This window comes from Pseudomonas sp. MH9.3 (assembly GCF_034354675.1).
In the GTDB taxonomy this organism is placed as follows: Bacteria; Pseudomonadota; Gammaproteobacteria; order Pseudomonadales; family Pseudomonadaceae; genus Aquipseudomonas.
Genome location: NZ_CP133785.1, coordinates 3506797 through 3530835 on the forward strand (window position 1 = coordinate 3506797; position 24039 = coordinate 3530835).

The following is a 24039-nucleotide window of genomic DNA, read 5'->3' on the forward strand; positions in this document are numbered from 1 at the left end:
AAACGTCGGGGTGAAGGTCCGACACACCTACTTCGGCGGGGTTTGCCAATACTTGAGAGAATCAAGGGGGCATTACGCAAACGATTGCATTCATCTCTTTTTACAATTGCGCGCAAAGCACCGAGAATCCCCCTTCGCCATCCTTCCGCCTTTTCGAGTGTGATGATCATGCAGCCTGCGGCACGTACCGAACTCTGGGCCATTCTGCGGCTGTCTGGGCCGTTGATCGCCTCACAGCTGGCGCACATGCTGATGGTGCTGACCGACACCTTGATGATGGCCCGCCTGAGCCCGGAAGCCCTGGCCGGTGGTGGCCTGGGCGCGGCGACTTATTCGTTCGTGGCGATTTTCTGCATCGGCGTGATTGCGGCGGTGGGCACGCTGGTCGCCATTCGTCATGGTGCAGGGGATATCGAAGGCGCCACCCGCCTGACCCAGGCCGGGCTGTGGCTCGCCTGGTTGATGGCGTTGGCGGCGGCCTTGCTGTTGTGGAACCTCAAGCCGGTGCTGCTGATGTTCGGCCAGACCGAAACCAACGTGCATTCGGCGGGGCAGTTCCTGACCCTGCTGCCGTTCGCCCTGCCCGGCTACCTGAGCTTCATGGCCTTGCGCGGCTTCACCAGCGCCATCGGCAAGGCGACGCCCGTGATGGTGATCAGCCTGGGCGGCACGGTGGTCAACTACCTGCTCAACCATGCATTGATCGAAGGCATGTTCGGCCTGCCCAAGCTCGGCCTGATGGGCATCGGCCTGGTGACTGCCATTGTCGCCAATGGCATGGCGCTGGCCCTGATGGCGTACATCCGCAGCAACCGCGTCTATGCCGCCTACCCGCTGAGCACCGGCCTGCTGCGCCTCAATACCCATTACCTGCGCGAGCTATGGCGCCTGGGCCTGCCGATTGGCGGCACCTATGCGGTGGAGGTCGGGCTGTTCGCCTTTGCGGCGCTGTGCATGGGCACCATGGGCAGCACGCAGTTGGCGGCGCATCAGATTGCCCTGCAGATCGTCTCGGTGGCGTTCATGGTCCCGGCGGGTATGTCCTACGCGGTGACCATGCGCATCGGCCAGCACTACGGCGCCGGGCAATTGCTGAAGGTGCGTACGGCCGGGCGCGTAGGCATGGGCTTTGGCGGCGTGGTGATGCTGGGGTTTGCCGGGGTTTTGTGGCTGTATTCCGACCCGCTGATTGGTCTGTTTCTCGACCACAACGACCCGGCGTTCCACGATGTGATCGTACTGGCCGTCAGCCTGCTGGCGGTGGCGGCCTGGTTCGAACTGTTCGACGGTGTGCAAACCATCGCCATGGGCTGCATCCGTGGGCTCAAGGACGCCAAGACCACCTTTCTGGTGGGGCTCGGTTGCTACTGGCTGATCGGCGCGCCGTCGGCGTGGTTGATGGCGTTCACCTTTGGCTGGGGGCCGACAGGGGTGTGGTGGGGGCTGGCGCTGGGATTGGCGTGTGCGGCGGTGAGCCTGACCTGGGCGTTTGAAGCGAAGATCAAGCGGATGATTCGGCAGGCGGCACTGCCTGGTTAAAACGGTGGGAAGCGGCTTGCTCTCTCCCACCGTTTATGGGGTTTGCACGTCAGCCCAGTTGCGCCTGCTGGCCCTTGCCGTGAGTCAAATACTGCACCAACTCCGGCAACGGTAACGGCTTGCTGATCAGGTAGCCCTGGGCCTGGTCGCAGCCGAACAGGCGCAGCAACGCCAGTTGCTCCGGCGTTTCCACGCCTTCGGCCACCACTTCCAGGTTGAGGTTGTGGGCCAGGTTGATCATGGCGTGGACCAGCTTGCGGTTCTCTTCGCGCTCCTCCATGCCGCCGACAAAGCTCTTGTCGACCTTCAGCAAGGCAATCGGCAGGCTGTTGAGGTGCACGAACGACGAAAAGCCAGTGCCAAAGTCGTCCAGGGAAAACCGCACGCCGAGGCGGCCGAGGGCGTCCATGGTCTGCTTGACCAGGTCGCTGCGGCGCATCACGGCGGTTTCGGTCAGCTCGAATTCCAGCCATTGCGCTTCCACGCCACGCTCGGTGATCAGCCGACTGAGGGTGGACAGCAACTGGCTGTCCTGGAACTGGCGAAACGACAGGTTGACCGCCATGTGCAGCGGCGGCAGGCCGCGTTCGCGCAGGTCCTGCATGTCGCGCAGGGCGCGGGAGATCACCCAGTAACCCAGCGGCACGATCAGGCCGCTCTGTTCGGCCAGGGGCACGAATTCGCTGGGCGCCAGCAGCCCGCGCTCGCCGTGGCGCCAGCGCACCAGGGCTTCGAGGCCGACGATACGGCCGTCGCCCAGGTCCAGGCGCGGCTGGTAATGCAGTTCCAGCTCGTCACGGCGCAAGGCGCGGCGCAGTTCGCTTTCGAGGTCGGCAAGGCTGCGCGCATTGCGGTTGATGCGCTCGTTGAAGATATGAAAGGTGCAGCCCTGGGTGCTCTTGGCTTGCTGCATGGCGATGTGCGCATGCCACATCAACGGGTCGGCGCCAGCGCGCGCGCGGGCATGGGCCACGCCCAGGCTGCAGCCGATCAGCAGGCTTTCACCGTCTACCCAGTACGGCTCGGCCATGACCTCGGTGATGCGCTCGGCCATCCATTCGGCGCGCTGAGGGGCGCGGCGGGTGTCGATCAACAGGGCGAATTCGTCGCTGCCCAGGCGTGCCAACTGGTCGCCGGCTTCGAGTTGGCTCTTGAGCCGTGAGACCACTTGCAGGATCAGCCGGTCGCCGGCCTGATGGCCTAGGGCGTCGTTGGCATGGCGGAAGTTGTCGAGGTCCAGATGACCGAGCGCCAGGCCGCGTCCTTCATTATCGGCCAGCCGCGCCGCCAACAGGGTCTGGAAGCCCTGGCGGTTGGCGATCCCGGTGAGCGGGTCCTGCTCGGCCAGACGCTGCAGCGTGTGTTCGAGCACGCCACGTTCACGCACATGGCGCAGGCAACGGCGCACCGTGCCGGCGTCCAGTGCATCGCGCACCAGCCAGTCACTGACCCCCAGCGGTGAAACCAGCGGCTCCTGCTCCAGCAACAATACGCACGGCAGGCTGCAGCGGCCTGGCCCGGGTTGCAGGCCGGGGGTGGTCAACAACACGGCGCTGTGGTCGTCATCGAACAGACGGCTCACCGAGTCCCAGTTGGGCGCGCTGATCAACACAGCTGCGTCGCCCATCGGCGCCAGGCACTCGCGCAACAAGGCTGCCCACTCAGGCGCATCGGACAGCAGCAGCAAACGCAAGGGTTCGACAGGCGTAGCCAAGCTAGCTCCCTAGACTCTGCAAAATTTCGTTGGCGGCGGGCATTATGACGTGCGGCCTGATAATCACCAATGATAGGGGTTATCAAATACGCAAGTTGTCAGAAAAAGTCCTGAAAACGCGTCACATCCTGCGGCAAAGTAACAAAACCGGCAAATTTAGATCGAGTGGTACGTCACACCGTCGATCCAGAGCAGCAGAATCTTGCCAGCCTGTTAAAATGCCCGCCCTTTTGAACAACGACTTCCCGAATTCTGTATGTCCCGACTCAATCCCCGGCAGCAAGAAGCCGTGAACTACGTCGGCGGCCCTCTATTGGTGCTCGCCGGCGCGGGCTCCGGCAAGACCAGCGTGATCACCCGCAAGATCGCGCACCTGATCCAGAACTGCGGCATCCGTGCCCAGTACATCGTCGCCATGACCTTTACCAACAAGGCGGCGCGGGAAATGAAAGAGCGCGTCGGCACCCTGCTCAAGGGTGGCGAAGGCCGTGGGCTCACCGTGTGTACGTTCCACAACCTGGGGCTGAACATCATCCGCAAGGAGCATGCGCGGCTGGGCTACAAGCCGGGCTTTTCGATCTTCGACGAGACGGACGTCAAGTCGCTGATGACCGACATCATGCAGAAGGAATACGCGGGCGACGACGGCGTCGACGAGATCAAGAACATGATCGGGTCGTGGAAAAACGACCTGATCCTGCCTGCCGAGGCGCTGGAAGCGGCGCGCAATCCCAAGGAGCAGACCGCCGCCATCGTCTACACCCACTACCAGCGCACGCTCAAGGCGTTCAACGCGGTGGACTTCGACGACTTGATCCTGCTGCCGGTAAAGCTGTTCCAGGAACACAAGGACATCCTCGAAAAGTGGCAGAACAAGGTGCGCTACCTGCTGGTGGACGAATACCAGGACACCAACGCCAGCCAGTACCTGCTGGTGAAGCTGCTGATCGGCACGCGCAACCAGTTCACCGTGGTCGGCGACGATGACCAGTCGATCTACGCCTGGCGCGGCGCCCGCCCGGAAAACCTGATGCTGCTCAAGGACGACTACCCGTCGTTGAAAGTCGTCATGCTGGAGCAGAACTACCGCTCCACCAGCCGCATCCTGCGGTGCGCCAACGTGCTGATCTCCAACAACCCTCACGCGTTTGAAAAACAGCTGTGGAGCGAGATGGGCCATGGCGACGAGATCCGCGTGATCCGCTGCCGCAACGAAGACGCCGAAGCCGAGCGCGTGGCGGTTGAACTGCTCACGCTGCACCTGCGGACCGACCGGCCCTACAGCGATTTCGCCATCCTGTATCGCGGCAACTACCAGGCCAAACTGATCGAGTTGAAGCTGCAGCACCATCAGATTCCCTATCGCCTGTCGGGCGGCAACAGCTTCTTCGGGCGCCAGGAAGTCAAAGACCTGATGGCCTACTTCCGGCTGATCGTGAACCCCGATGACGACAATGCCTTCCTGCGCGTGATCAACGTCCCACGCCGGGAAATTGGCTCGACTACGCTGGAAAAGCTCGGTAACTACGCCACCGAACGCAAGATCTCGATGTACGCCGCCACCGATGAAATCGGCCTGGGCGAGCACCTGGACACGCGCTTCACCGATCGCCTGGCGCGCTTCAAGCGCTTCATGGACAAGGTGCGTGAACAATGCGCCGGCGAAGACCCGATCAGCGCCCTGCGCAGCATGGTCATGGACATCGATTACGAGAACTGGCTGCGTACCAACAGCTCCAGCGACAAGGCCGCGGATTACCGCATGGGCAACGTCTGGTTCCTGATCGACGCGCTGAAGAACACCCTGGAAAAAGACGAAGACGGCGAAATGACCGTCGAGGACGCCATCGGCAAGCTGGTGCTGCGCGACATGCTCGAGCGCCAGCAGGAAGAGGAAGACGGCGCCGAAGGCGTGCAGATGATGACCTTGCATGCCTCCAAAGGCCTGGAATTTCCCTACGTGTTCATCATGGGCATGGAGGAGGAAATCCTCCCGCACCGTTCCAGCATCGAAGCCGACACCATTGAGGAAGAACGCCGACTGGCCTATGTGGGCATTACCCGCGCACGTCAGACGCTGGCCTTCACCTTTGCCGCCAAGCGCAAGCAATACGGCGAAATCATCGATTGCGCCCCCAGCCGGTTCCTGGACGAACTGCCGCCGGACGATCTGGCCTGGGAAGGCAACGACGACACCCCGACCGAGGTCAAGGCCGTTCGCGGCAACACTGCCCTGGCCGACATACGCGCGATGTTAAAGCGCTAGAATCGACTACTTTTTAATCTACTTTCGGCGCAGACCGCGCCATTAGAGGAAGCTTTCCGTGGAAGCACTGCACAAGAAAATTCGCGAAGAAGGCATCGTGCTTTCCGATCAGGTTCTCAAGGTCGACGCCTTCTTGAACCACCAGATCGATCCGGCGCTGATGAAACTGATCGGCGACGAGTTCGCCGCGCTGTTCAAGGATTCGGGCATTACCAAGATCGTCACCATCGAAGCCTCGGGCATCGCGCCGGCGATCATGACCGGCCTGAACCTCGGCGTGCCGGTGATTTTCGCCCGCAAGCAGCAGTCCCTGACCCTGACTGAAAATCTGCTGTCGGCGACCGTATATTCCTTCACCAAGAAGACCGAAAGCACCGTGGCCATTTCGCCGCGCCACTTGACCAGCAGCGACCGCGTACTGGTGATCGATGACTTTTTGGCCAATGGCAAGGCCTCCCAGGCACTGATCTCGATCATCAAGCAGGCCGGCGCGACCGTTGCCGGGCTGGGCATCGTGATCGAGAAGTCGTTCCAGGGCGGCCGTGCGGAACTCGATGCGCAGGGTTATCGGGTTGAATCGCTGGCGCGGGTGAAATCCCTGGCCGGTGGTGTCGTCACCTTCATCTGAGCCAACACCGCTCTAAAAAGTGGGAGGGGGCTTGCTCCCGATAGCAGGGTGTCAGTCGCCGGATGGACGACTGATACACCGCCATCGGGAGCAAGCCCCCTCGCACGTGAGTCTTTCAGTGTGCGGTGGCCTGGAGGCCCGCGAGCAGCAGGCGCTGATACAGGTCTTCTTTTAACCCCTCGGGCTTGTTCAGGCGCATCCGCTCCAGGTGCCTGGGAAAGGCCTCCGGCTCCGGCGCATCCAGCGCCGCACGGCCCAACTCAAGAATCTCCGTCAGCTTGAATTTGCTCTTGAGCCAATTCAGCGCGCGCAACAGATCCCGTTCTTCGTCGGTAAAATCAGTGCCCAGCGGGTACTCAGGGAACAACCGGCCATGCCGTGCCTGAATCGCTTTCAAGCGCTCCGGCGTGTTGTCACGAAAGCGCGGATCCAGCTGGAAATCCCTGGGCAACTTGCCGGCCTTTTGCGCGCGCTCGATCAGGTCACCCTGAAACCGTGAGTCGGTGATATTGAGCAGCGCCTCGATCACCTGGGCATCGGTCTGACCCCGCAGGTCGGCGATGCCGTACTCGGTGATGACGATATCGCGCAGGTGCCGAGGAATGGTGCAGTGGCCATATTCCCAGACGATATTGGAGCTGACCTCCCCCGCCGACTCGCGCCAGCTGCGCAGGATCAGGATCGAGCGTGCACCTTCCAGCGCATGCCCTTGGGCGACGAAGTTGTACTGCCCGCCGACGCCGCTGAGTACCCGGCCATCTTCAAGCTGGTCAGCCACGCCGGCGCCGAGCAGGGTCACCATGATCGCGCTGTTGATGAACCGCGCATCCAGGCGTTGCAAGCGCTTGAGTTCTTCCTGGCCATACAGTTCGTTGATGTAGCTGATGCGCGTCATGTTGAATTCAAGGCGCTTGGCGTGCGTCATTTCCTGCAGGCGCTGGTAAAAACTGCGCGGGCCCAGGAAGAAGCCGCCGTGAACCGACACACCGTCGGGCTGCGCCGCATCATCGAGCAGGCCGGCGTTGGCCTGCTCCTGAGTCGCCACATCCGGGTAGACCTTGCGCCGTATGATCCCGGCATCCGCCAGCACCAGCAGGCCGTTGACGAACATTTCGCTGCAGCCGTAGAGGCCACGGACGAAGGGATCGACACCGCCTTCACGGCTGATCAGGCGCGCCCACTGGTACACATTCAGGTCGGTAAGTAGCAGACGGTAGGCCTCGTTATCGGCCTGGCGCGCGAGCAAGGCGGCGGTCAATGCGTCGCCCATGGAGCCGATGCCGATCTGCAGCGTGCCGCCATCGCGCACCAGGGTGCTGGCATGCACGCCGATAAAGTGGTCCTGGAAGCCCACCGGCATATTGGGCGTGGAGAACAGCGTGGTGTTGTCTTTCTCGTCGAGCAGGTAATCGAAGGCGTCCATGCCCAGCTCGGCATCGCCGGGCATGTAGGGCAAATCGCTGTGCACTTGGCCGACGACGAGAATGGTTTCCCCGGCTTCGCGGCGCTTGGCGATCATCGGCAACAGGTCGAGGGAAATATCCGGGTTGCAGCTCAGGCTCAGGCGGTCGGGATGCTCAGGGCTGCTGGCGACCAGTTGCGCCACCAGGTTCAGCCCGGCGGCGTTGATATCGCGCGCCGCGTGGCTGTAGTTGCTGCTGACGTAATCCTGCTGCGCGGCCGCACTGTGCAGCAGGCTGCCGGGCTGCATGAAAAACTGCTGCACGCGGATGTTCTTCGGCAGGCTGTCCTTGTTCAGGTCAGCGAGGAAATCCAGCTCAGGGTAATCGCCAAACACGCGCTCGATGAAGGGTTCGAGGAAACGTTTCTGCAAGCCATCGCCCATCGTCGGGCGGCCCAGGCTGAGTGCGGTGTAGACAGTCAAGGCGCGGTCCGGCAGCGTGGCGATGCGCCGGTAAAGCGCATTGACGAACTGATTGGGTTTGCCCAGACCCAGGGGGATGCCCAGGTGGATATGCGCCGGCAACCGCGCCAGTACGTCGTCAACTGCTTGCTCGATTGAACACAACTGCACCATCCGACCCTCCTGACATTCCATGATGTGGGGTTGGACCGAGATTGCCGGGTCTTTGCTGCAATGAACAGCATCGAAACAAAAATGACGCCCACAAAAAAGCCACGGCGCAGCGGCTTTTTGACGAAGATCGGACTATTTCAGCCCAGACATTTTCTCGATGGCGCCCTTGAGTTCGTCATCCGAGCAATCCCCGCAGGTGCCCTTGGGCGGCATGGCATTGATACCGGTGATGGCTTTGGCAAGCAAGCCATCAAGACCTCCCTGCTCCTGGGCGCGTTTACCCCAGTCTGCCGCATCGCCAATTTTCGGCGCGTTCAACAGGCCGGCGCTGTGACATGCGGTGCAATGCTGGGCGATCACCTCATCCGGCGTTCTCGCACTGGCGCCGCCCGCTGTTACGGCAACGTCCGTGCCTGTGCAGGCCTTACCCTGAACGCACACCTGGCCTACAGGCTCCAGGCGCTTGGCAATGTCGTCGTCGGTTGCCGCCTGGGCGCTGAACGCCCACAGGGCCAATAAAGTGGCTGGTGCAGCCAGCATTCTGCTGATCCGGTTCACGCGTTCACCCTCATGGTGGCTGTTCACGCCTGCGGCCAGGGTTTCGCAGGCAGCGCGCCTCGTTGCTTAAAAATTCGCGGGGGTGGCTGCGCTGATCAGTCGCGCCGGCACGTCGAACGGGTTGCGAAAACGATGAGGTCTGCTGCTCTCGAAGTAGTAGCTATCGCCCGCTTCGAGCACAAACGTTTCAAGACCGACCACCAACTCCAGACGCCCTTCCACCAGGATCCCGGTTTCTTCGCCTTCGTGGGTGAGCATTTCTTCGCCCGTGTCGGCGCCCGGCGGGTAGATCTCGTTGAGAAACGCAATCGCCCGGCTGGGGTGCGCCCGGCCGACCAGCTTCATGGTGACGGCGCCGTCGGAAATGTCGATCAGCTCGTGGGCCTTGTAGACGATCTGCGTGGGGACTTCCTGGAGAATCTCCTCGGAAAAGAACTCGACCATGGACATGGGGATGCCGCCCAGCACCTTGCGCAAGGAGCTGATCGAGGGGCTGACGCTGTTTTTTTCGATCATCGAAATGGTGCTATTGGTGACACCCGCGCGCTTGGCAAGCTCACGCTGGGAAAGACCTTTGAGTTTACGGATGGATTGCAGTCGTTCGCCGACGTCCAATGCTGGTGCCTCCTGGGATTCAGGCTTTGTTGTAGTTGAGCGTTATCATGGCGACAGCGTTCAGTATTTACAACACTTGGGCCTGAATCCCGGACGGCCGTCTCGCTCGCTTGCGATCAAGCGCCGCAATAGAGCCTTGGCACGCGGCGCAGATTGCAGAAGATCTGATAGGGGATGGTCTCGGCGGCAGCGGCTACGTCACTGGCAAGAATGTGTTTGCCCCATAGCTCCACGGTGGAACCGAGGCCGGCGTGCGGGATATCCGTGAGATCGACGCACAGCATGTCCATGGACACACGCCCCAACAACTGGCTGCGCTGGCCCGCCACCAGCACCGGCGTGCCGGTAGGTGCATGGCGCGGGTAACCATCGGCGTAACCCATGGCAACCACGCCGACGCGCATCGGCCTGGGCGTGATGAACCTGGCGCCGTAACCCACCGGCTCGCCGGCCGGCAGTTCACGCACGCAAATCACCTTCGACTCCAGGGTCATCACCGGCTGCAGGCGCGCGGCGATGGCCTGGTCTTCGCCAAACGGGGTGGCGCCGTACAGCATGATGCCGGGGCGTACCCAGTCGCTGGAGACCTGTGGCCAGCCCATCACCGACGGTGAGTTGCGCAGGCTGACCTCGGCCGACAAGCCCTGGCGCGCCGCCTCGAACACCGCCACCTGTTCATCACTGCGCACGCAGTCGAGTTCATCGGCACGGGCGAAGTGGCTCATGAGTACGATCTTCGCCGCCTTGCCACTGGCCAGCAGGCGCTGATAAGCCGACGGGTAATCCTCGGGATGCAGGCCGACGCGGTGCATGCCCGAGTCGAGCTTGAGCCAGACAGTCAGTGGTTTGCTCAAGGGGGCCTGTTCGATGGCCTCCAGTTGCCACAGCGAATGCACCACGCACCAGAAATCATGCTCGATGATCAGCGGCAGTTCGTCGGCTTCGAAAAACCCTTCCAGCAGCAGCACCGGCGCACGAATGCCGGCCGCTCGCAGTTCCAGCGCTTCCTCGATGCACGCCACGGCAAACCCGTCGGCTTCGGCTTCCAGCGCCTGGGCCACGCGCACGGCGCCGTGGCCATAGGCGTCGGCCTTGACCACCGCAAGGGCCTTAGCTCCCGCGACCTCACGGGCCAATTGGTAGTTGTGGCGCAGGGCCTGGAGATCAATGAGGGCACGGGCAGGACGCATGGCGGCGGGCTTCTATCCAGTAGGCGGCAAGGTGAAAAAAAACCGGCACCGACTGAACGCGTCGGCGCCGGATCGGTAGTTATGGCAACGCAGCCACGACGGACAGCTCTACCAGAATGTCCGGTTCGCACAACCTGGCCTCAACCGTGGCGCGAGCCGGGGCGACACCCTTGGGCAGCCACTGGTCCCACACCGCGTTCATGCCGGCAAAATCAGCGTTGATGTCTTTGAGGTAGATGGTCACCGACAGCAACCGGGTTTTGTCGGTGCCGGCGAGGTCCAGCAAACGCTCGATGTTGACCAGGGTTTCGCGGGTCTGCTGTTCGATACCGGCGCTCATGTCGTCGCCGACCTGCCCCGCCAGATAGACAGTGCCGCTGTGGACCACAATCTGACTCATGCGCTCATTGGTGAGCTGGCGCTGGATGGACATGTTTTGCGGACTCCTGGTGACTACCGTAACGGGAAATATCGAGGCCTTCGGCGCTGATCTGCGGAGTTTTACGCGCGATCAGGTCGGCCAGCAAGCGACCGGAGCCACAGGCCATGGTCCAGCCGAGGGTGCCATGGCCGGTATTGAGGAACAGGTTCCTGAACGGGGTGGCACCCACAATCGGCGTGCCATCCGGCGTGGTCGGGCGCAGGCCGGTCCAGAAATTCGCCTGGGCCAGATCGCCGCCCTGAGGATAAAGGTCGTTGACGATCAGCTCCAGGGTTTCGCGTCGACGCGGGTTCAGCGACAGGTCAAAACCGGCTATTTCGGCCATGCCGCCGACGCGGATGCGGTTGTCGAAACGGGTGATCGCGACCTTGTAGGTCTCGTCGAGAATGGTCGACGTTGGCGCCATCGCCGGGTTGGTGATCGGCACGGTCAACGAGTAACCCTTGAGCGGGTACACCGGCGCCTTGATCCCCAGCGGTTTGAGCAGCTTGGGCGAGTAACTGCCCAACGCCAGTACGTAGCGGTCGGCGGTTTCCAGCTTGCCGTCGACCCACACGCCATTGACGCGGTCGCCGGCCCAGTCGAGGCGCTGGATATCCTGTTCGAAGCGGAACTCCACACCCAATTGCCTGCACATGTCAGCCAGGCGCGTGGTGAACAGCTGGCAATCGCCGGTCTGGTCGTTCGGCAGGCGCAGGGCGCCGGCAAGAATATCAGTGACACTGGCCAGGGCCGGCTCAACGCGGGCGATGCCGGCGCGGTCGAGCAACTCGAACGGCACACCCGACTCCTGCAGCACGGCGATGTCCTTGGCAGCGCCGTCGAGCTGCGCCTGGGTGCGGAACAACTGCGTCGTTCCCAGGCTGCGGCCTTCGTAGGCAATGCCGGTTTCGGCGCGCAATTCGTCGAGGCAATCGCGACTGTACTCGGACAGGCGCACCATGCGCTCCTTGTTCACCGCATAACGGCTGGCCGTGCAGTTGCGCAGCATCTGCGCCATCCACAGGTATTGGTCGATATCGGCAGTGGCCTTGATCGCCAGCGGCGCGTGGCGTTGCAGCAACCACTTGATCGCCTTGAGCGGCACACCCGGCGCGGCCCATGGCGAGGCATAACCTGGCGACACCTGGCCGGCGTTGGCGAAGCTGGTTTCCATGGCAGCGGCAGGCTGACGGTCGACCACAACCACCTCATAGCCGGCCCGTGCCAAATAGTAGGCACTGGTCACACCAATGACGCCGCTACCCAAAACCAGAACGCGCATTTTTTATCCTCATCGCGGGCTCAGCCGCTGACGTGTGTTATTGGAGCAATGATGGGCGCAGTGTAAAAAAGAATCTCCAGTGCATTTCACTATATAAGTGCCTATATTTGGCGACAATTCTCGGCAAAAACCCTTTTCACAGAGGCGTATCCCCTATGCGTACCAACACCCAGACCAAGCGGGAGCTGGACAAGATCGACCGCAATATCCTGCGCATCCTGCAAGCCGATGGGCGTATTTCGTTCACGGAGCTGGGGGAAAAGGTCGGGCTGTCGACCACGCCCTGCACCGAGCGGGTGCGGCGCCTGGAGCGGGAGGGGATCATCATGGGCTATAACGCGCGGCTCAATCCGCAGCATTTGAAGGGGAGTTTGCTGGTATTTGTCGAGATCAGCCTGGATTACAAGTCGGGCGACACCTTTGAGGAGTTCCGCCGCGCGGTGCTGAAACTGCCCCATGTGCTGGAGTGCCACTTGGTGTCAGGCGACTTCGATTACCTGGTGAAAGCGCGGATTTCCGAGATGGCGTCGTACCGCAAATTGCTCGGCGACATCCTGCTCAAGCTGCCCCATGTGCGCGAATCCAAGAGCTATATCGTGATGGAAGAGGTGAAGGAGAGCCTGAACCTGCCGATTCCGGACTAACCGCGCGCATTCAATTGCTAGACCAGCACCTGGCGAGTGCTGGCCATGTAGGCGTGAATCTGCTTTTCCACCCGTGGATGGATCAACTCCACCGGCCGCCGCCCATTGGGGCAAGGCAGGGTTTTGGTTGTGCCAAACAGCCTGCAAATCAGCGGGCGCTCGTCATACACGGTGCAGCCGTTGGGGCCCAGGTGCACACAGTTCAGCTCATCCATTGCCGCGTCCTGTTCGGCAGCCGTCTTGCGCGGCAGGCGTGACATTTCCTCGGGCGAGGTGGTCACCGGCCCACAGCAATCATGGCAGCCGGGGACGCACTCGAACGAAGGAATCTGCTTGCGCAGTGCGCTGATTTTCTGGCTATTGCAACTCATCGAAACCCATACCAAACGGCGAACAGGCGTGGATTCTGCCGCAAAACGCCGCCCACAGACAGCTCCGCCCGACCGTTGTATCCTGCGTCAAATTTTTCACACAGGGAGGCTCCCATGACCATCAGCGCCCGGCACACCACGTCCTACTACGCCGCCAGCAGCGTGCCGCAGCCCGATTACCCGGCGCTTGCAGGCGACGCGAGCGCCGACGTGTGCGTGATCGGCGGCGGTTATTCGGGGCTCAACACGGCGCTGGAGCTGGCCGAGCGCGGCTTCAGCGTGGTGTTGCTGGAAGCGCGCAAAATCGGCTGGGGCGCCAGCGGGCGCAACGGCGGTCAGCTGATTCGCGGCGTCGGCCATGGCCTGGATCAGTTCGCCAATGTGATCGGCAGCGACGGCGTGCGCCAGATGAAACTCATGGGTCTGGAAGCGGTGGAAATCGTGCGTGAGCGCGTCGAGCGCTTTCAGATCCCCTGCGATCTCACCTGGGGCTATTGCGACCTGGCCAACAAGCCCCGCGACCTGCAAGGCCTGGCCGAAGACGCCGAAGAACTGCGCAGTCTCGGCTATCGCCACGAAGTGCGCCTGCTGCAAGCCTCAGAGATGGGCAGTGTGATCGGCTCCGAGCGCTATGTGGGCGGCATGATCGACATGGGTTCCGGCCACCTGCACCCGTTGAACCTGGCGCTGGGCGAAGCGAACGCCGCGCAGCAACTGGGGGTGCGACTGTTCGAACAATCCGAGGTCACGGGCATCGACTACGGCCCCGAGGTCACCGTGCACACCGCCCACGGCCAGGTACGCGCCAAGACCCTGGTGCTGGCCTGCAACGCCTACCTGAACGGGCTCAACCCGCACTTGAGCGGCAAGGTGCTGCCCGCCGGCAGCTACATCATCGCCACCGAACCGTTGGACGAGGCGCAGGCTGCCAGGCTGTTGCCGCAGAACATGGCTGTATGCGATCAACGGGTGACAGTGGATTACTTCCGCCTGTCTGCCGACCGCCGCCTGCTGTTCGGCGGTGCCTGCCACTATTCCGGGCGCGATCCCCAGGATATCGGTGCCTACATGCGGCCCAAGATGCTGAAGGTGTTCCCGCAACTGGCCAACGTGAAGATCGACTACCAATGGGGCGGCATGATTGGCATCGGCGCCAACCGTCTGCCGCAGATCGGCCGGCTGGCGGACCAACCCAATGTGTATTACGCCCAGGCCTACGCGGGGCACGGCCTCAATGCCACGCACCTGGCCGGCAGGCTGCTGGCCGAAGCCATCAGCGGCCAGCAACAGGGGCGCTTCGACCTATTCGCCCAGGTGCCGCACATGACCTTCCCCGGCGGCAAGCATTTGCGCTCACCGCTGCTGGCCCTTGGCATGCTCTGGCATCGTCTCAAAGAACTGGTGTGATCAGTCGCGCCAGAACGGCTTGAGTCCTTCCTCGCGCGCCTGTTCTTCGGTCAGGCCGATGTCACGCAATTGCTCGCGGGTCAGCGTCAGCAGGGCCTTGCGGGTATGGCGACGCAGCCAGAACAAATCCCAGCGCTCGCGGGCAGGCGCCGACCGCACGCGCCGCTGCCCGGCTTCCAGTTCCTGACCCTGTAGCGCCAGCCGCACATCACAGATCCCGTTCATATTGCTGCCCCTTTGTTGGCTCGCTGCCTTGAGTGACAAGCATGGGCGTTGCGGCAAAACCAATACAGATCCAACACAGCTTTATTAAATCCATACAGACGCTGCCTATTTGTGGCTGAATCCTGTATTTTTCGCCTATCTGTATTGGTCTCCGGGAATGGCCGTCATGACGCTTTACGTCAATCTTGCCGAATTGCTCGGCACTCGGATCGAACAGGGCTTCTACCGCCCCGGCGACCGTCTTCCTTCAGTGCGGGCTTTGAGCGTGGAGCACGGCGTCAGCCTGAGCACCGTGCAACAGGCTTATCGCGTGCTGGAAGACAGCGGCCTGGCGACGCCCAGGCCCAAGTCGGGCTACTTCGTACCGGTGAGCCGCGAGCTGCCGGCGCTGCCCGAAGTGGGCCGCCCGGCGCAGCGGCCGGTTGAGATCTCGCAGTGGGATCAGGTGCTGGAACTGATCCGCGCAGTGCCGCGCAAAGATGTCATACAGCTGGGGCGCGGCATGCCGGATGTATTGTCGCCCACCCTCAAACCGCTGCTACGCAGCCTCGCCCGCGTGAGTCGGCGCCAGGACCTGCCGGGCCTGTATTACGACACGATCCTCGGCTGTATGGAGCTGCGTGAGCAAATTGCGCGGCTGTCACTGGATTCCGGCTGCCAGTTGACCGCCGACGACATTGTGATCACCACCGGCTGCCATGAAGCGCTGTCGGCCAGCATCCACGCGATTTGCGAACCCGGCGATATCGTGGCGGTGGACTCGCCCAGCTTTCACGGCGCCATGCAGACCCTCAAGGGCCTGGGCATGAAAGCCCTGGAAATCCCCACCGACCCGCTCATCGGTATCAGCCTGGAAGCGCTTGAGCTGGCCCTGGAACAGTGGCCGATCAAAGTCATTCAACTGACCCCAAACTGCAACAACCCGCTGGGCTACATCATGCCCGAGGCACGCAAGCGCGCACTGCTGACCCTGGCCCAGCGCTTTGACGTCGCGATCATCGAAGACGACGTGTATGGCGAACTGGCCTACAGCTACCCGCGCCCGCGCACCATCAAGTCCTTCGACGAAGACGGTCGCGTGCTGCTGTGCAGTTCGTTCTCCAAAACCCTGGCGCCGGGCCTGCGTATTGGCTGGGTGGCGCCGGGCCGTTACCTGGAGCGGGTGCTGCACATGAAATACATCAGCACCGGTTCTACCGCCACCCAGCCGCAGATTGCGATTGCCGAATTTCTCAAGGGCGGGTATTTCGAACCGCACGTGCGGCGCATGCGCGCGCAATATCAGCGCCAGCGCGACCTGATGCTCGACTGGGTCAGCCGCTATTTCCCCGCTGGCACCCGCGCCAGCCGGCCGCAGGGCAGCTTCATGCTGTGGATAGAGTTGCCGGAGGGCTTCGACACCTTGAAGCTCAACCGCGTCCTCGTCGAACAAGGCGTGCAGGTAGCGGTGGGCAGCATCTTTTCTGCGTCGGGCAAGTACCGCAATTGCCTGCGCATGAACTACGCTGCCAGGCCGACGCCGCAGATTGAAGAAGCCGTGCGCAAGGTCGGCGCCGCCGCGATCACCCTGCTGGCCGAGGCGGCGCACTGACCTTTCCCGTAAACTCGCCGTCAGATGTCGACAACCGCCCTGATCTGGAAACCACGCCCTTGATGATTCGACGGCTTTTACCGTTTTGCCTGTTGGGCGCCCTGGCGCTGGGCGGTTGCGCCACCACGAGTGCACCGCGTATCCCCAGCGACGCGCTGCCCGCCGCGCAATCGTCATTCGGCCGCTCGATCCAGGCTCAGGCGGCGCCGCATCAGGGTCAGTCGGGCTTTCGGCTGCTGCCCAACAGCAGCGAAGCCTTCATGGCCCGCGCCGAGCTGATCCGCAATGCCCAGAGCAGCCTCGACCTGCAGTACTACATCGTTCACGACGGCATCAGCACGCGCATGCTGGTGGATGAGCTGCTCAAGGCCGCCGACCGTGGCGTGCGCATCCGCATTCTGCTGGATGACACCACCAGCGATGGCCTCGATCAGATCATCGCCACCCTCGCCGCCCATCCCAAAATCGACATTCGCCTGTTCAACCCGCTGCACCTGGGGCGCAGCACCGGCGTCACCCGGGCCATGGGCCGCCTGTTCAACCTGTCGCTGCAACACCGGCGCATGCACAACAAGCTATGGCTGGCGGACAACAGCGTGGCCATCGTGGGCGGTCGCAATCTGGGGGACGAGTACTTCGACGCCGAGCCGAACCTGAATTTCACCGACATCGACATGCTCAGCGTTGGACCGGTGGCCGAGCAACTGGGCCACAGTTTCGATCAGTACTGGAACAGCGCCCTGAGCAAACCCATCGATGAGTTTGTCTCCAACGTGCCCACCAAAGGTGACCTGGCGGTTGCGCGCAAGCGGCTGGAGGCCTCGCTGGCCGAGTCACGCCAGCAGAATCACGTGCTGTACAACCGCTTGCGCACCTACCAGACCCAACCGCGCATGGACATCTGGCGGCGCGAACTGATCTGGGCCTGGAACCAGGCGCTGTGGGACGCGCCGAGCAAGGTACTGGCCAAGGCCGACCCGGACCCGCGCCTGCTGCTGACCACCCAATTGGCGCCGGAGCTGGAAGGCGTCAAGCAAGAGCTGATGATGATCTCGGCGTACTTCGTGCCCGGCCAGCCGGGCCTGGTGTACCTGACCGGACGCGCCGACGCCGGCGTGTCGGTGAGCCTGCTGACCAACTCGCTGGAAGCCACCGACGTGCCGGCCGTGCACGGCGGCTACGCGCCCTATCGCAAGGCGTTGCTGGAACACGGTGTGAAACTCTATGAACTGCGTCGCCAGCCCGGCGACCCCAGTGCCGGCAGCGGGCCGCACCTGTTCCGGCGCGGCAGTTTCCGGGGCTCGGACTCCAGCCTGCACAGCAAGGCGATGATCTTTGATCGGGAGAAGTCGTTTATCGGCTCATTCAACTTCGACCCGCGCTCGGTGCTGTGGAACACCGAAGTGGGCGTACTGGTCGACAGCCCGGAGCTGGCCGAACACGTGCGCAACCTGGCGCTGCAAGGCATGGCGCCAGCGTTGAGTTATGAGGCGCAACTGCAGGGTGGCAACGTGGTGTGGGTGACCGAGGATAACGGCCAGATGCACACCCTGACCCGCGAGCCGGGCAACTGGTGGCGGCGCTTCAATGCCTGGTTTGCCACCAGCGTTGGCCTGGAACGCATGCTCTAAAAGCAATACAGATCAGGCGGGTTGGGCGGTGCCGAATGCGCCTTGGCGCAGCAAAAGTATGACCAACCCCAGCGCCCCTGCCGCCATCAGCAACGGCAGCGCATGCCCACTGATCCACTGGCTGCCCGCACCGGCCACCAGCGGCCCGATCAGGCAACCGATGCCCCACAACTGGGCCACGTGGGCGTTGGCACGCACCAGCGCATCATCGCGATAGCGTTCGCCGATCAGGATCAGCGACAGCGTAAACAACCCACCCGCACTCGCACCAAACAGCACCCACACCGGCCAGATCAGCGGCGTATGCATCACCAAGGGAATCGCCAGGCTCGATGCCAGCAACAGCACCGCACAACTCAGGAACAAGGTGCGCCGTGGCAGGTAATCCGCCAGGGCGCCGATGGGCAATTGCAGCAGCGCATCGCCGACCACCACCGTGCTGACCATCGCCAGCGCGACCTCGGCGGTGAAGCCTTGCTGCAGGCAATACACCGGCAGCAGCGTCAGAATCATCGCCTCGAACGCGGCGAACAGCGCCACCGCCCAGGCAATCGCAGGCAGGCTCAGGCAGAAGCGCCACAAGTCGCCGAAGGTCACGCTGAAAGCATCCGCCGTCGGCGCGCCGGAGCGGCCCAGCAGTGACAGCGGCGCCACCAGCAGCAGGCCCACGCCCACCCAGAAACCATAGTCATGCCCGGTGCCGATCACGCCCAACAGCAGCGGCCCCGACAATTGGCTCAGCGCATAACTGCAGCCATACAGCGCCACCAGCCGGCCGCGCCACTGCTCCACCACCAGTTGGTTGATCCAGCTTTCGCCGAGGATAAACACGATGGTCAGGATCACCCCGATCATCAGCCGCAACACCAGCCATACCGGGTAGCTGGGCAGAATCGCCAGCAGGCCGATGGACACGGCCCCTGCCCACAGGCACAGGCGCATCAGGTTGGCCGTGCCGAGCCACGCCGCCAGCCGGCTGGACACCTTGGCGCCAAGCAGCACGCCAAACGCCGGCATCGCCGCCATCACGCCAATGGCGAAACTGCCGTAGCCCCAGCCTTCAAGGCGCAGGGACACCAGCGGCATGCTCACGCCCAACGCCAGGCCGACGCTGAGTACCGAGGCCAACACGGCGAAGTAGGTCGCCCAACGCATTGCCATGCTCCAGTGGATAATTCTTGAGTACACACAAAACAGTGCGGGAGGGGGCTTGTCCCCCGATAGCGGTGAATCAGCCAGCACTCGTGGTGCCTGACACACTGCTATCGGGGGCAAGCCCCCTCCCACATTTCTACTGCTGTGCTGGTTAGAGCTTGATCCAGGTCGACTTCAGTTCGGTGTATTTGTCGAACGCATGCAGCGACTTGTCGCGACCATTACCCGACTGCTTGAAACCACCAAACGGCGCGGTCATGTCGCCGCCGTCGTACTGGTTGACCCACACACTGCCCGCACGCAGCGCCTTGGCGGTCAGGTGAGCCTTGGAGATATCGGCGGTCCACACCGCGGCGGCCAGGCCGTAGACGGTATCGTTGGCGATCCTGACCGCCTCTTCAGCACTGTCGAAGGTGATCACCGACAACACCGGGCCGAAGATCTCTTCCTGGGCGATTTTCATGGCATTGGTCACGCCATCGAAGATCGTCGGCTCGACGTAGGTGCCACCGGTTTCCTCAAGGATCCGCTTGCCGCCAACGACCAGCTTGGCGCCGTCCGCATGGCCGGCTTCGATGTACGACAGCACGGTGTTCATCTGCTGGGTGTCCACCAGCGCGCCGACAGTGGTGGCCGGGTCCAGCGGGTTGCCTGGCTTCCAGCCTTTGAGGGCTTCGATCACCAGGGGCAGGAAGCTGTCCTTGATTGAACGCTCGACCAGCAGGCGCGAACCGGCGGTGCAGACTTCGCCCTGGTTGAAGGCGATGGCGCTGGCGGCGGATTTGGCGGCGGCCTGCAGGTCCGGCGCATCGGCGAACACGATGTTCGGGCTCTTGCCGCCGGCTTCCAGCCACACGCGCTTCATGTTCGATTCGCCGGAGCGGATCAGCAGTTGCTTGGCAATCTTCGTCGAACCGGTGAACACCAGGGTGTCGACGTCCATGTGCAGCGCCAGCGCATTCCCCACGGTGTGGCCGTAGCCCGGCAGCACGTTGAACACGCCTTTGGGAATACCGGCTTCAACGGCCAGGGCGGCGATGCGGATGGCGGTCAGCGGGGATTTTTCGGACGGCTTGAGGATCACCGAGTTGCCGGTGGACAGCGCAGGGCCGAGTTTCCAGCAGGCCATCATCAGCGGGAAGTTCCACGGCACAATTGCGCCAACCACGCCGACCGGCTCGCGGGTGACCAGACCCAATTGATCGTGCGGGGTGGCGGCGACTTCATCGTAGATCTTGTCGATCGCCTCGCCACTCCAGCTCAGCGCATTGGCGGCGCCGGGCACGTCGATGTTCAGGGAGTCGCTGATCGGCTTGCCCATGTCCAGGGTCTCAAGCAGCGCCAGCTCTTCGGCATTGGCCTTGAGCAGCGCGGCAAAGCGGATCATGGTGGCTTTGCGCTTGGCCGGCGCCAGGCGCGACCAGACACCGGAATTGAAGGTAGCGCGGGCGTTTTCGACGGCGCGCTGGGCGTCGGCGACGTCGCAGCTGGCGATAGTGGCCAGCAGGCGGCCGTCGACCGGGCTGATGCATTCGAAGGTGTCACCGGAAACGGCATCGGTGTATTCGCCATTGATGTAGGCGCGACCTTCAATCTTCAGGTCCTTGGCGCGTTGTTCCCAGTCGGCACGGGTCAGGGTGGTCATGCGAGTGTCCTCCTCTTATGAATACAAGGGCCGGGCTATGCCCGGCGGCCTTAAAGAATGCGTGCCCGGCCAGCCTGCTGTTCGGCTCAAGGCAGCTGCCACCCTAAACCAGCGGCTGGTGATGTTTCAATATATTTGACATAACGCCGGAAAACGCCCTTGCGATGTTCATTTTAATAAACATAGACTTTGGGCTCTCCTACCGCAGGCCAGACGGGACACGCACATGAGCATCCAGGATATCGTCGACTTCAGCCAAGCCAGCACCGCCCCCGAACGCTATCGCCCTGCCGCCGAAAAAATCCTCAAAGGCGATCCCGAACAGACTCTCTACAACCACTACAACAGTCCGTGCGGCCAGATGAGCGCCGGGGTGTGGGAAGGTGAAGTCGGGCAGTGGAAGGTCAACTACACCGAGCACGAGTACTGCGAGATTGTGCAGGGTGTGTCGGTATTGCGCGATGGCGACGGCAACGCCAAAACCCTGCGCGCCGGCGACCGCTTCGTCATACCGGCCGGCTTCAGCGGCACCTGGGAAGTGCTGGAGGCGTGCCGAAAGATCTACGTGGTGTTCGAACAGAAAGCCTGATCAGGCAAATCCCAGGCAAAAAAAAGCCCGAATCGTGAGAGACGGGCTTTTTTCACAAGGAGGAAAACCAATTACTTGATTTTGCCTTCTTTGTAGATCACGTGCTTGCGAACGCGCGGGTCGAACATTTTCTTTTCGAGCTTGTCCGGGGTAGTACGCTTGTTCTTGTCGGTAGTGTAGAAGTGACCAGTACCGGCGCTAGAGATCATTCGAATCAATTCACGCATGATAGAGCTCCTTAGATCTTGCCGGCGGCGCGGATTTCGGCCAGCACGACAGTGATGCCACGCTTGTCGATGATACGCATGCCTTTGGCAGATACACGCAGGCGAACAAAACGTTTCTCTTCTTCAACCCAGAAGCGGTGATGCTGCAGGTTCGGCAGGAAACGACGACGGGTTTTGTTATTTGCGTGGGAAATGTTATTCCCAGTCACCGGACCCTTACCGGTAACTTGACAGACTCTCGACATGCCTCAGCCCTCTAAAACCACATGCCCAACCCGGCATGGGTTGGCCGCTTAATCTCTCAGTCATTTGGCGCCAGGCGCCGCGTTTCTTTAAGGGTCTTACCGGCTACACCTACAGTGAAGGAACCGGGCCCCTAGAAAAGAGCGCTGCTTTATACCAGAAAGACCCTGGCGCAACAACAGCCCGTATGTTTTTACCGGAGTAAATCTGCGCCGTTGTCGCCTGAACCGTTGCCAGGAGGGGCCGCTGTCACAGCCGACCGCTCGTCGCACAGAATGATTTCCAGCGCTCGCGCGCACCGCAAAGGGCAGCGCGAAACCGTCTGAGGCGCCATCAAAACAGCATTTGCGGCAAAAGCACAGGCAAAAATGGGCTAGTCATTTATTCATCAGACCACTACGGTAGGACTTTTCCAGACTGCACTCGCAGATGGGCCTTCGATCTGCAAAGGAAACCGACTATGCGCCTCGCTGCCCTACCGCTCCTGCTAGCCCCTTTCTTCATCGCCCCGCTGGCGTCTGCTGCCACCAACCTGAGCGTATGCACCGAGGCCAGTCCCGAAGGGTTCGATGTGGTGCAGTACAACTCGCTGACCACCACCAATGCCTCGGCCGATGTGCTGATGAACCGCCTGGTGGACTATGACGCAGCCAGCGGCAAGCTGGTGCCGAGCCTGGCGGACAGCTGGGACGTCTCGCCGGACGGCCTGACCTACACCTTCAAGCTGCACCCTGACGTGAAATTCCATCGCACCGCATATTTCACGCCGAGCCGCACCCTCACGGCGGAAGACGTGCGCTTCAGCTTCGAACGCATGCTCGATCCGGCCAACCCATGGCACAAGATCGCCCAGAGCGGCTTCCCCCACGCGCAATCCCTGCAGTTGCCCACGCTGGTCAAGAAGATCGATGCCCTCGACCCGCTGACGGTGCGCTTTACCCTGGATCACGCCGACTCGACCTTCCTCGCGGCGCTGAGCATGGGCTTTGCCTCGATCTACCCGGCCGAATACGCCGACAAACTGCTCAAGGCCGGCACCCCGGAGAAGCTTAACAGCCAGCCCATCGGCACCGGCCCATTCATCTTCACGCGCTTCCAGAAGGACGCCGTGGTGCGTTACAAGGCCAACCCGGAGTACTTCGCCGGTAAACCGGCGGTGGACAACCTGATCTTTGCCATTACCCCGGACGCCAACGTGCGCCTGCAGAAACTGCACCGTGACGAATGCCAGATCGCCCTGTCGCCCAAGCCGCTGGATGTGGGCGAAGCCGAGAAAGACCCGGCGCTCAAGGTGGAAAAAACCGCAGCGTTCATGACCGCTTTCGTTGCCATCAACAGCCAGCATCCACCGCTGGACAAACCGGAAGTGCGCCAGGCCATCAACCTGGCCTTCGACAAGGACAGCTACCTTAAAGCGGTGTTTGAAGGCACTGCCGAAGCAGCCAACGGTCCGTTCCCGCCCAACACCTGGAGCTACGCCAAGGATTTGCCGGGTTATCCACAGGACCTCACCAAGGCCAGGGCCCTGCTGGCGCGTGCCGGGCTCAAGGACGGCTTCAAAACCACTATCTGGACGCGCCCCACCGGTAGCCTGCTGAACCCCAACCCTAATCTGGGCGCACAACTGTTGCAGGCGGACCTGGCCAAGGTCGGCATTCAGGCCGAAATCCGCGTGATCGAATGGGGCGAACTGATCCGCCGCGCCAAGGCCGGAGAGCATGACCTGCTGTTCATGGGCTGGGCCGGTGACAATGGCGACCCGGATAACTTCCTGACCCCGCAATTTTCCTGCGCGGCAGTCAAATCCGGCACCAACTTCGCCCGCTATTGCGACCCTGCGCTGGACAAACTCATCAGCGCCGGCAAGACCACCAGCGAGCAAGGGGTGCGCAGCAAGCTGTATCAGCAGGCCCAGGCGCAGATCCAGCAGCAGGCGCTGTGGTTGCCGCTGGCACATCCAACAGCGTTTGCCCTGACGCGCAAGAATGTCGAGGGGTACCAGGTGAGTCCGTTTGGCCGGCAGGATTTCTCCAGGGTCAACGTCAAACCGTAATCGC

22 protein-coding genes are annotated in these 24039 nt (G+C 62.2%); 9 read left to right on the forward strand and 13 right to left on the reverse strand.

The genetic code is table 11. The features are described 5' to 3' along the window. Positions 1-162: 162 nt before the first annotated feature. Entirely contained in the window at positions 163-1539 is a 1377-nt protein-coding gene (locus tag RHM60_RS15605; RefSeq protein ID WP_231422318.1) for a NorM family multidrug efflux MATE transporter, read from the forward strand. 49 nt (positions 1540-1588) lie between these two features. On the opposite strand, the gene RHM60_RS15610 is transcribed toward RHM60_RS15605, so the two are convergent. After that, a complete protein-coding gene (locus RHM60_RS15610) occupies positions 1589-3253 on the reverse strand; it encodes a putative bifunctional diguanylate cyclase/phosphodiesterase (protein ID WP_209986389.1) in 1665 nt (554 codons plus the stop codon). 256 nt (positions 3254-3509) lie between these two features. On the opposite strand from RHM60_RS15610, the gene rep reads away from it, so the two are divergent. Together rep and RHM60_RS15620 are read left to right on the forward strand one after the other, a co-directional pair. After that, positions 3510-5519 carry a DNA helicase Rep gene (gene rep, locus RHM60_RS15615; RefSeq protein WP_209986392.1) on the forward strand — a complete coding sequence of 670 codons (2010 nt, stop codon included), beginning with the start codon at positions 3510-3512 and terminating at the stop codon, positions 5517-5519. Positions 5520-5577: 58 nt separating this feature from the next. Continuing rightward, entirely contained in the window at positions 5578-6147 is a 570-nt protein-coding gene (locus RHM60_RS15620; RefSeq protein ID WP_003176890.1) for a xanthine phosphoribosyltransferase, read from the forward strand. A gap of 115 nt (positions 6148-6262) precedes the next feature. Here RHM60_RS15620 and RHM60_RS15625 read toward each other — a convergent pair whose 3' ends face one another. The 6 genes from RHM60_RS15625 to dadA all read right to left on the reverse strand — a co-directional run bounded on the left by RHM60_RS15625 (position 6263) and on the right by dadA (position 12254). Next, positions 6263-8185, reverse strand: coding sequence for an acetyl-CoA hydrolase/transferase C-terminal domain-containing protein (locus RHM60_RS15625; RefSeq protein WP_322212175.1), 1923 nt, complete (start codon positions 8183-8185; stop codon positions 6263-6265). Positions 8186-8317: 132 nt separating this feature from the next. Then, positions 8318-8743, reverse strand: a complete 426-nt coding sequence (locus tag RHM60_RS15630) for a c-type cytochrome (protein ID WP_209986397.1) — start codon at positions 8741-8743, stop codon at positions 8318-8320. Between the two features lie 66 nt (positions 8744-8809). Next, the gene (locus tag RHM60_RS15635; RefSeq protein ID WP_209986400.1) at positions 8810-9358 is read right to left on the reverse strand and encodes a cupin domain-containing protein; all 549 of its coding nucleotides are present in this window, start codon (positions 9356-9358) and stop codon (positions 8810-8812) included. A 116-nt stretch (positions 9359-9474) separates the two neighbouring features. Beyond that, positions 9475-10548 (reverse strand): alanine racemase, encoded by a 1074-nt coding sequence (alr, locus tag RHM60_RS15640; protein WP_231422315.1) that lies wholly within the window; start codon positions 10546-10548, stop codon positions 9475-9477. A 79-nt stretch (positions 10549-10627) separates the two neighbouring features. Beyond that, positions 10628-10981, reverse strand: coding sequence for a RidA family protein (locus RHM60_RS15645; protein WP_209986407.1), 354 nt, complete (start codon positions 10979-10981; stop codon positions 10628-10630). Beyond that, positions 10953-12254, reverse strand: a complete 1302-nt coding sequence (gene dadA, locus RHM60_RS15650) for a D-amino acid dehydrogenase (protein WP_322212176.1) — start codon at positions 12252-12254, stop codon at positions 10953-10955. Before dadA ends, RHM60_RS15645 begins: the two co-directional genes overlap by 29 nt. A gap of 155 nt (positions 12255-12409) precedes the next feature. Between dadA and RHM60_RS15655 the strand changes: the two genes are divergently transcribed. Further along, on the forward strand, positions 12410-12898 hold the full coding sequence (locus RHM60_RS15655) for an Lrp/AsnC ligand binding domain-containing protein (protein ID WP_003206849.1): 489 nt from the start codon (positions 12410-12412) through the stop codon (positions 12896-12898). A 17-nt stretch (positions 12899-12915) separates the two neighbouring features. On the opposite strand, the gene RHM60_RS15660 is transcribed toward RHM60_RS15655, so the two are convergent. Further along, the gene (locus tag RHM60_RS15660; protein WP_209986414.1) at positions 12916-13269 is read right to left on the reverse strand and encodes a YkgJ family cysteine cluster protein; all 354 of its coding nucleotides are present in this window, start codon (positions 13267-13269) and stop codon (positions 12916-12918) included. A 114-nt stretch (positions 13270-13383) separates the two neighbouring features. Between RHM60_RS15660 and RHM60_RS15665 the strand changes: the two genes are divergently transcribed. Continuing rightward, on the forward strand, positions 13384-14676 hold the full coding sequence (locus RHM60_RS15665; protein ID WP_322212177.1) for an FAD-binding oxidoreductase: 1293 nt from the start codon (positions 13384-13386) through the stop codon (positions 14674-14676). Here RHM60_RS15665 and RHM60_RS15670 read toward each other — a convergent pair whose 3' ends face one another. Continuing rightward, positions 14677-14901 (reverse strand): DUF1127 domain-containing protein, encoded by a 225-nt coding sequence (locus tag RHM60_RS15670; RefSeq protein ID WP_209986423.1) that lies wholly within the window; start codon positions 14899-14901, stop codon positions 14677-14679. It lies immediately after the preceding gene. Positions 14902-15067: 166 nt separating this feature from the next. On the opposite strand from RHM60_RS15670, the gene RHM60_RS15675 reads away from it, so the two are divergent. Both RHM60_RS15675 and RHM60_RS15680 read left to right on the forward strand, forming a co-directional pair. Further along, positions 15068-16492: a PLP-dependent aminotransferase family protein gene (locus RHM60_RS15675; protein ID WP_322212178.1), complete on the forward strand. Its 1425-nt coding sequence runs from the start codon at positions 15068-15070 to the stop codon at positions 16490-16492. Positions 16493-16554: 62 nt separating this feature from the next. Next, on the forward strand, positions 16555-18123 hold the full coding sequence (locus RHM60_RS15680; RefSeq protein WP_231422311.1) for a phospholipase D family protein: 1569 nt from the start codon (positions 16555-16557) through the stop codon (positions 18121-18123). A 12-nt stretch (positions 18124-18135) separates the two neighbouring features. On the opposite strand, the gene RHM60_RS15685 is transcribed toward RHM60_RS15680, so the two are convergent. Together RHM60_RS15685 and RHM60_RS15690 are read right to left on the reverse strand one after the other, a co-directional pair. Continuing rightward, positions 18136-19278, reverse strand: a complete 1143-nt coding sequence (locus RHM60_RS15685) for an MFS transporter (RefSeq protein WP_231422310.1) — start codon at positions 19276-19278, stop codon at positions 18136-18138. A gap of 151 nt (positions 19279-19429) precedes the next feature. Beyond that, positions 19430-20923: an aldehyde dehydrogenase gene (locus RHM60_RS15690; RefSeq protein WP_209986435.1), complete on the reverse strand. Its 1494-nt coding sequence runs from the start codon at positions 20921-20923 to the stop codon at positions 19430-19432. Positions 20924-21149: 226 nt separating this feature from the next. Here RHM60_RS15690 and RHM60_RS15695 point away from each other — a divergent pair, with 226 nt between their 5' ends. Further along, positions 21150-21512, forward strand: a complete 363-nt coding sequence (locus RHM60_RS15695) for a cupin domain-containing protein (RefSeq protein ID WP_209986437.1) — start codon at positions 21150-21152, stop codon at positions 21510-21512. Positions 21513-21583: 71 nt separating this feature from the next. On the opposite strand, the gene rpmG is transcribed toward RHM60_RS15695, so the two are convergent. Together rpmG and rpmB are read right to left on the reverse strand one after the other, a co-directional pair. Beyond that, complete coding sequence (rpmG, locus tag RHM60_RS15700; protein WP_003176906.1) at positions 21584-21739, reverse strand: 50S ribosomal protein L33; 156 nt, start codon at positions 21737-21739, stop codon at positions 21584-21586. Positions 21740-21750: 11 nt separating this feature from the next. Further along, positions 21751-21984: a 50S ribosomal protein L28 gene (gene rpmB / locus RHM60_RS15705; RefSeq protein WP_003176907.1), complete on the reverse strand. Its 234-nt coding sequence runs from the start codon at positions 21982-21984 to the stop codon at positions 21751-21753. A 458-nt stretch (positions 21985-22442) separates the two neighbouring features. Between rpmB and RHM60_RS15710 the strand changes: the two genes are divergently transcribed. Next, the gene (locus RHM60_RS15710) at positions 22443-24035 is read left to right on the forward strand and encodes an ABC transporter substrate-binding protein (protein WP_322212179.1); all 1593 of its coding nucleotides are present in this window, start codon (positions 22443-22445) and stop codon (positions 24033-24035) included. Positions 24036-24039 lie beyond the last annotated feature (4 nt).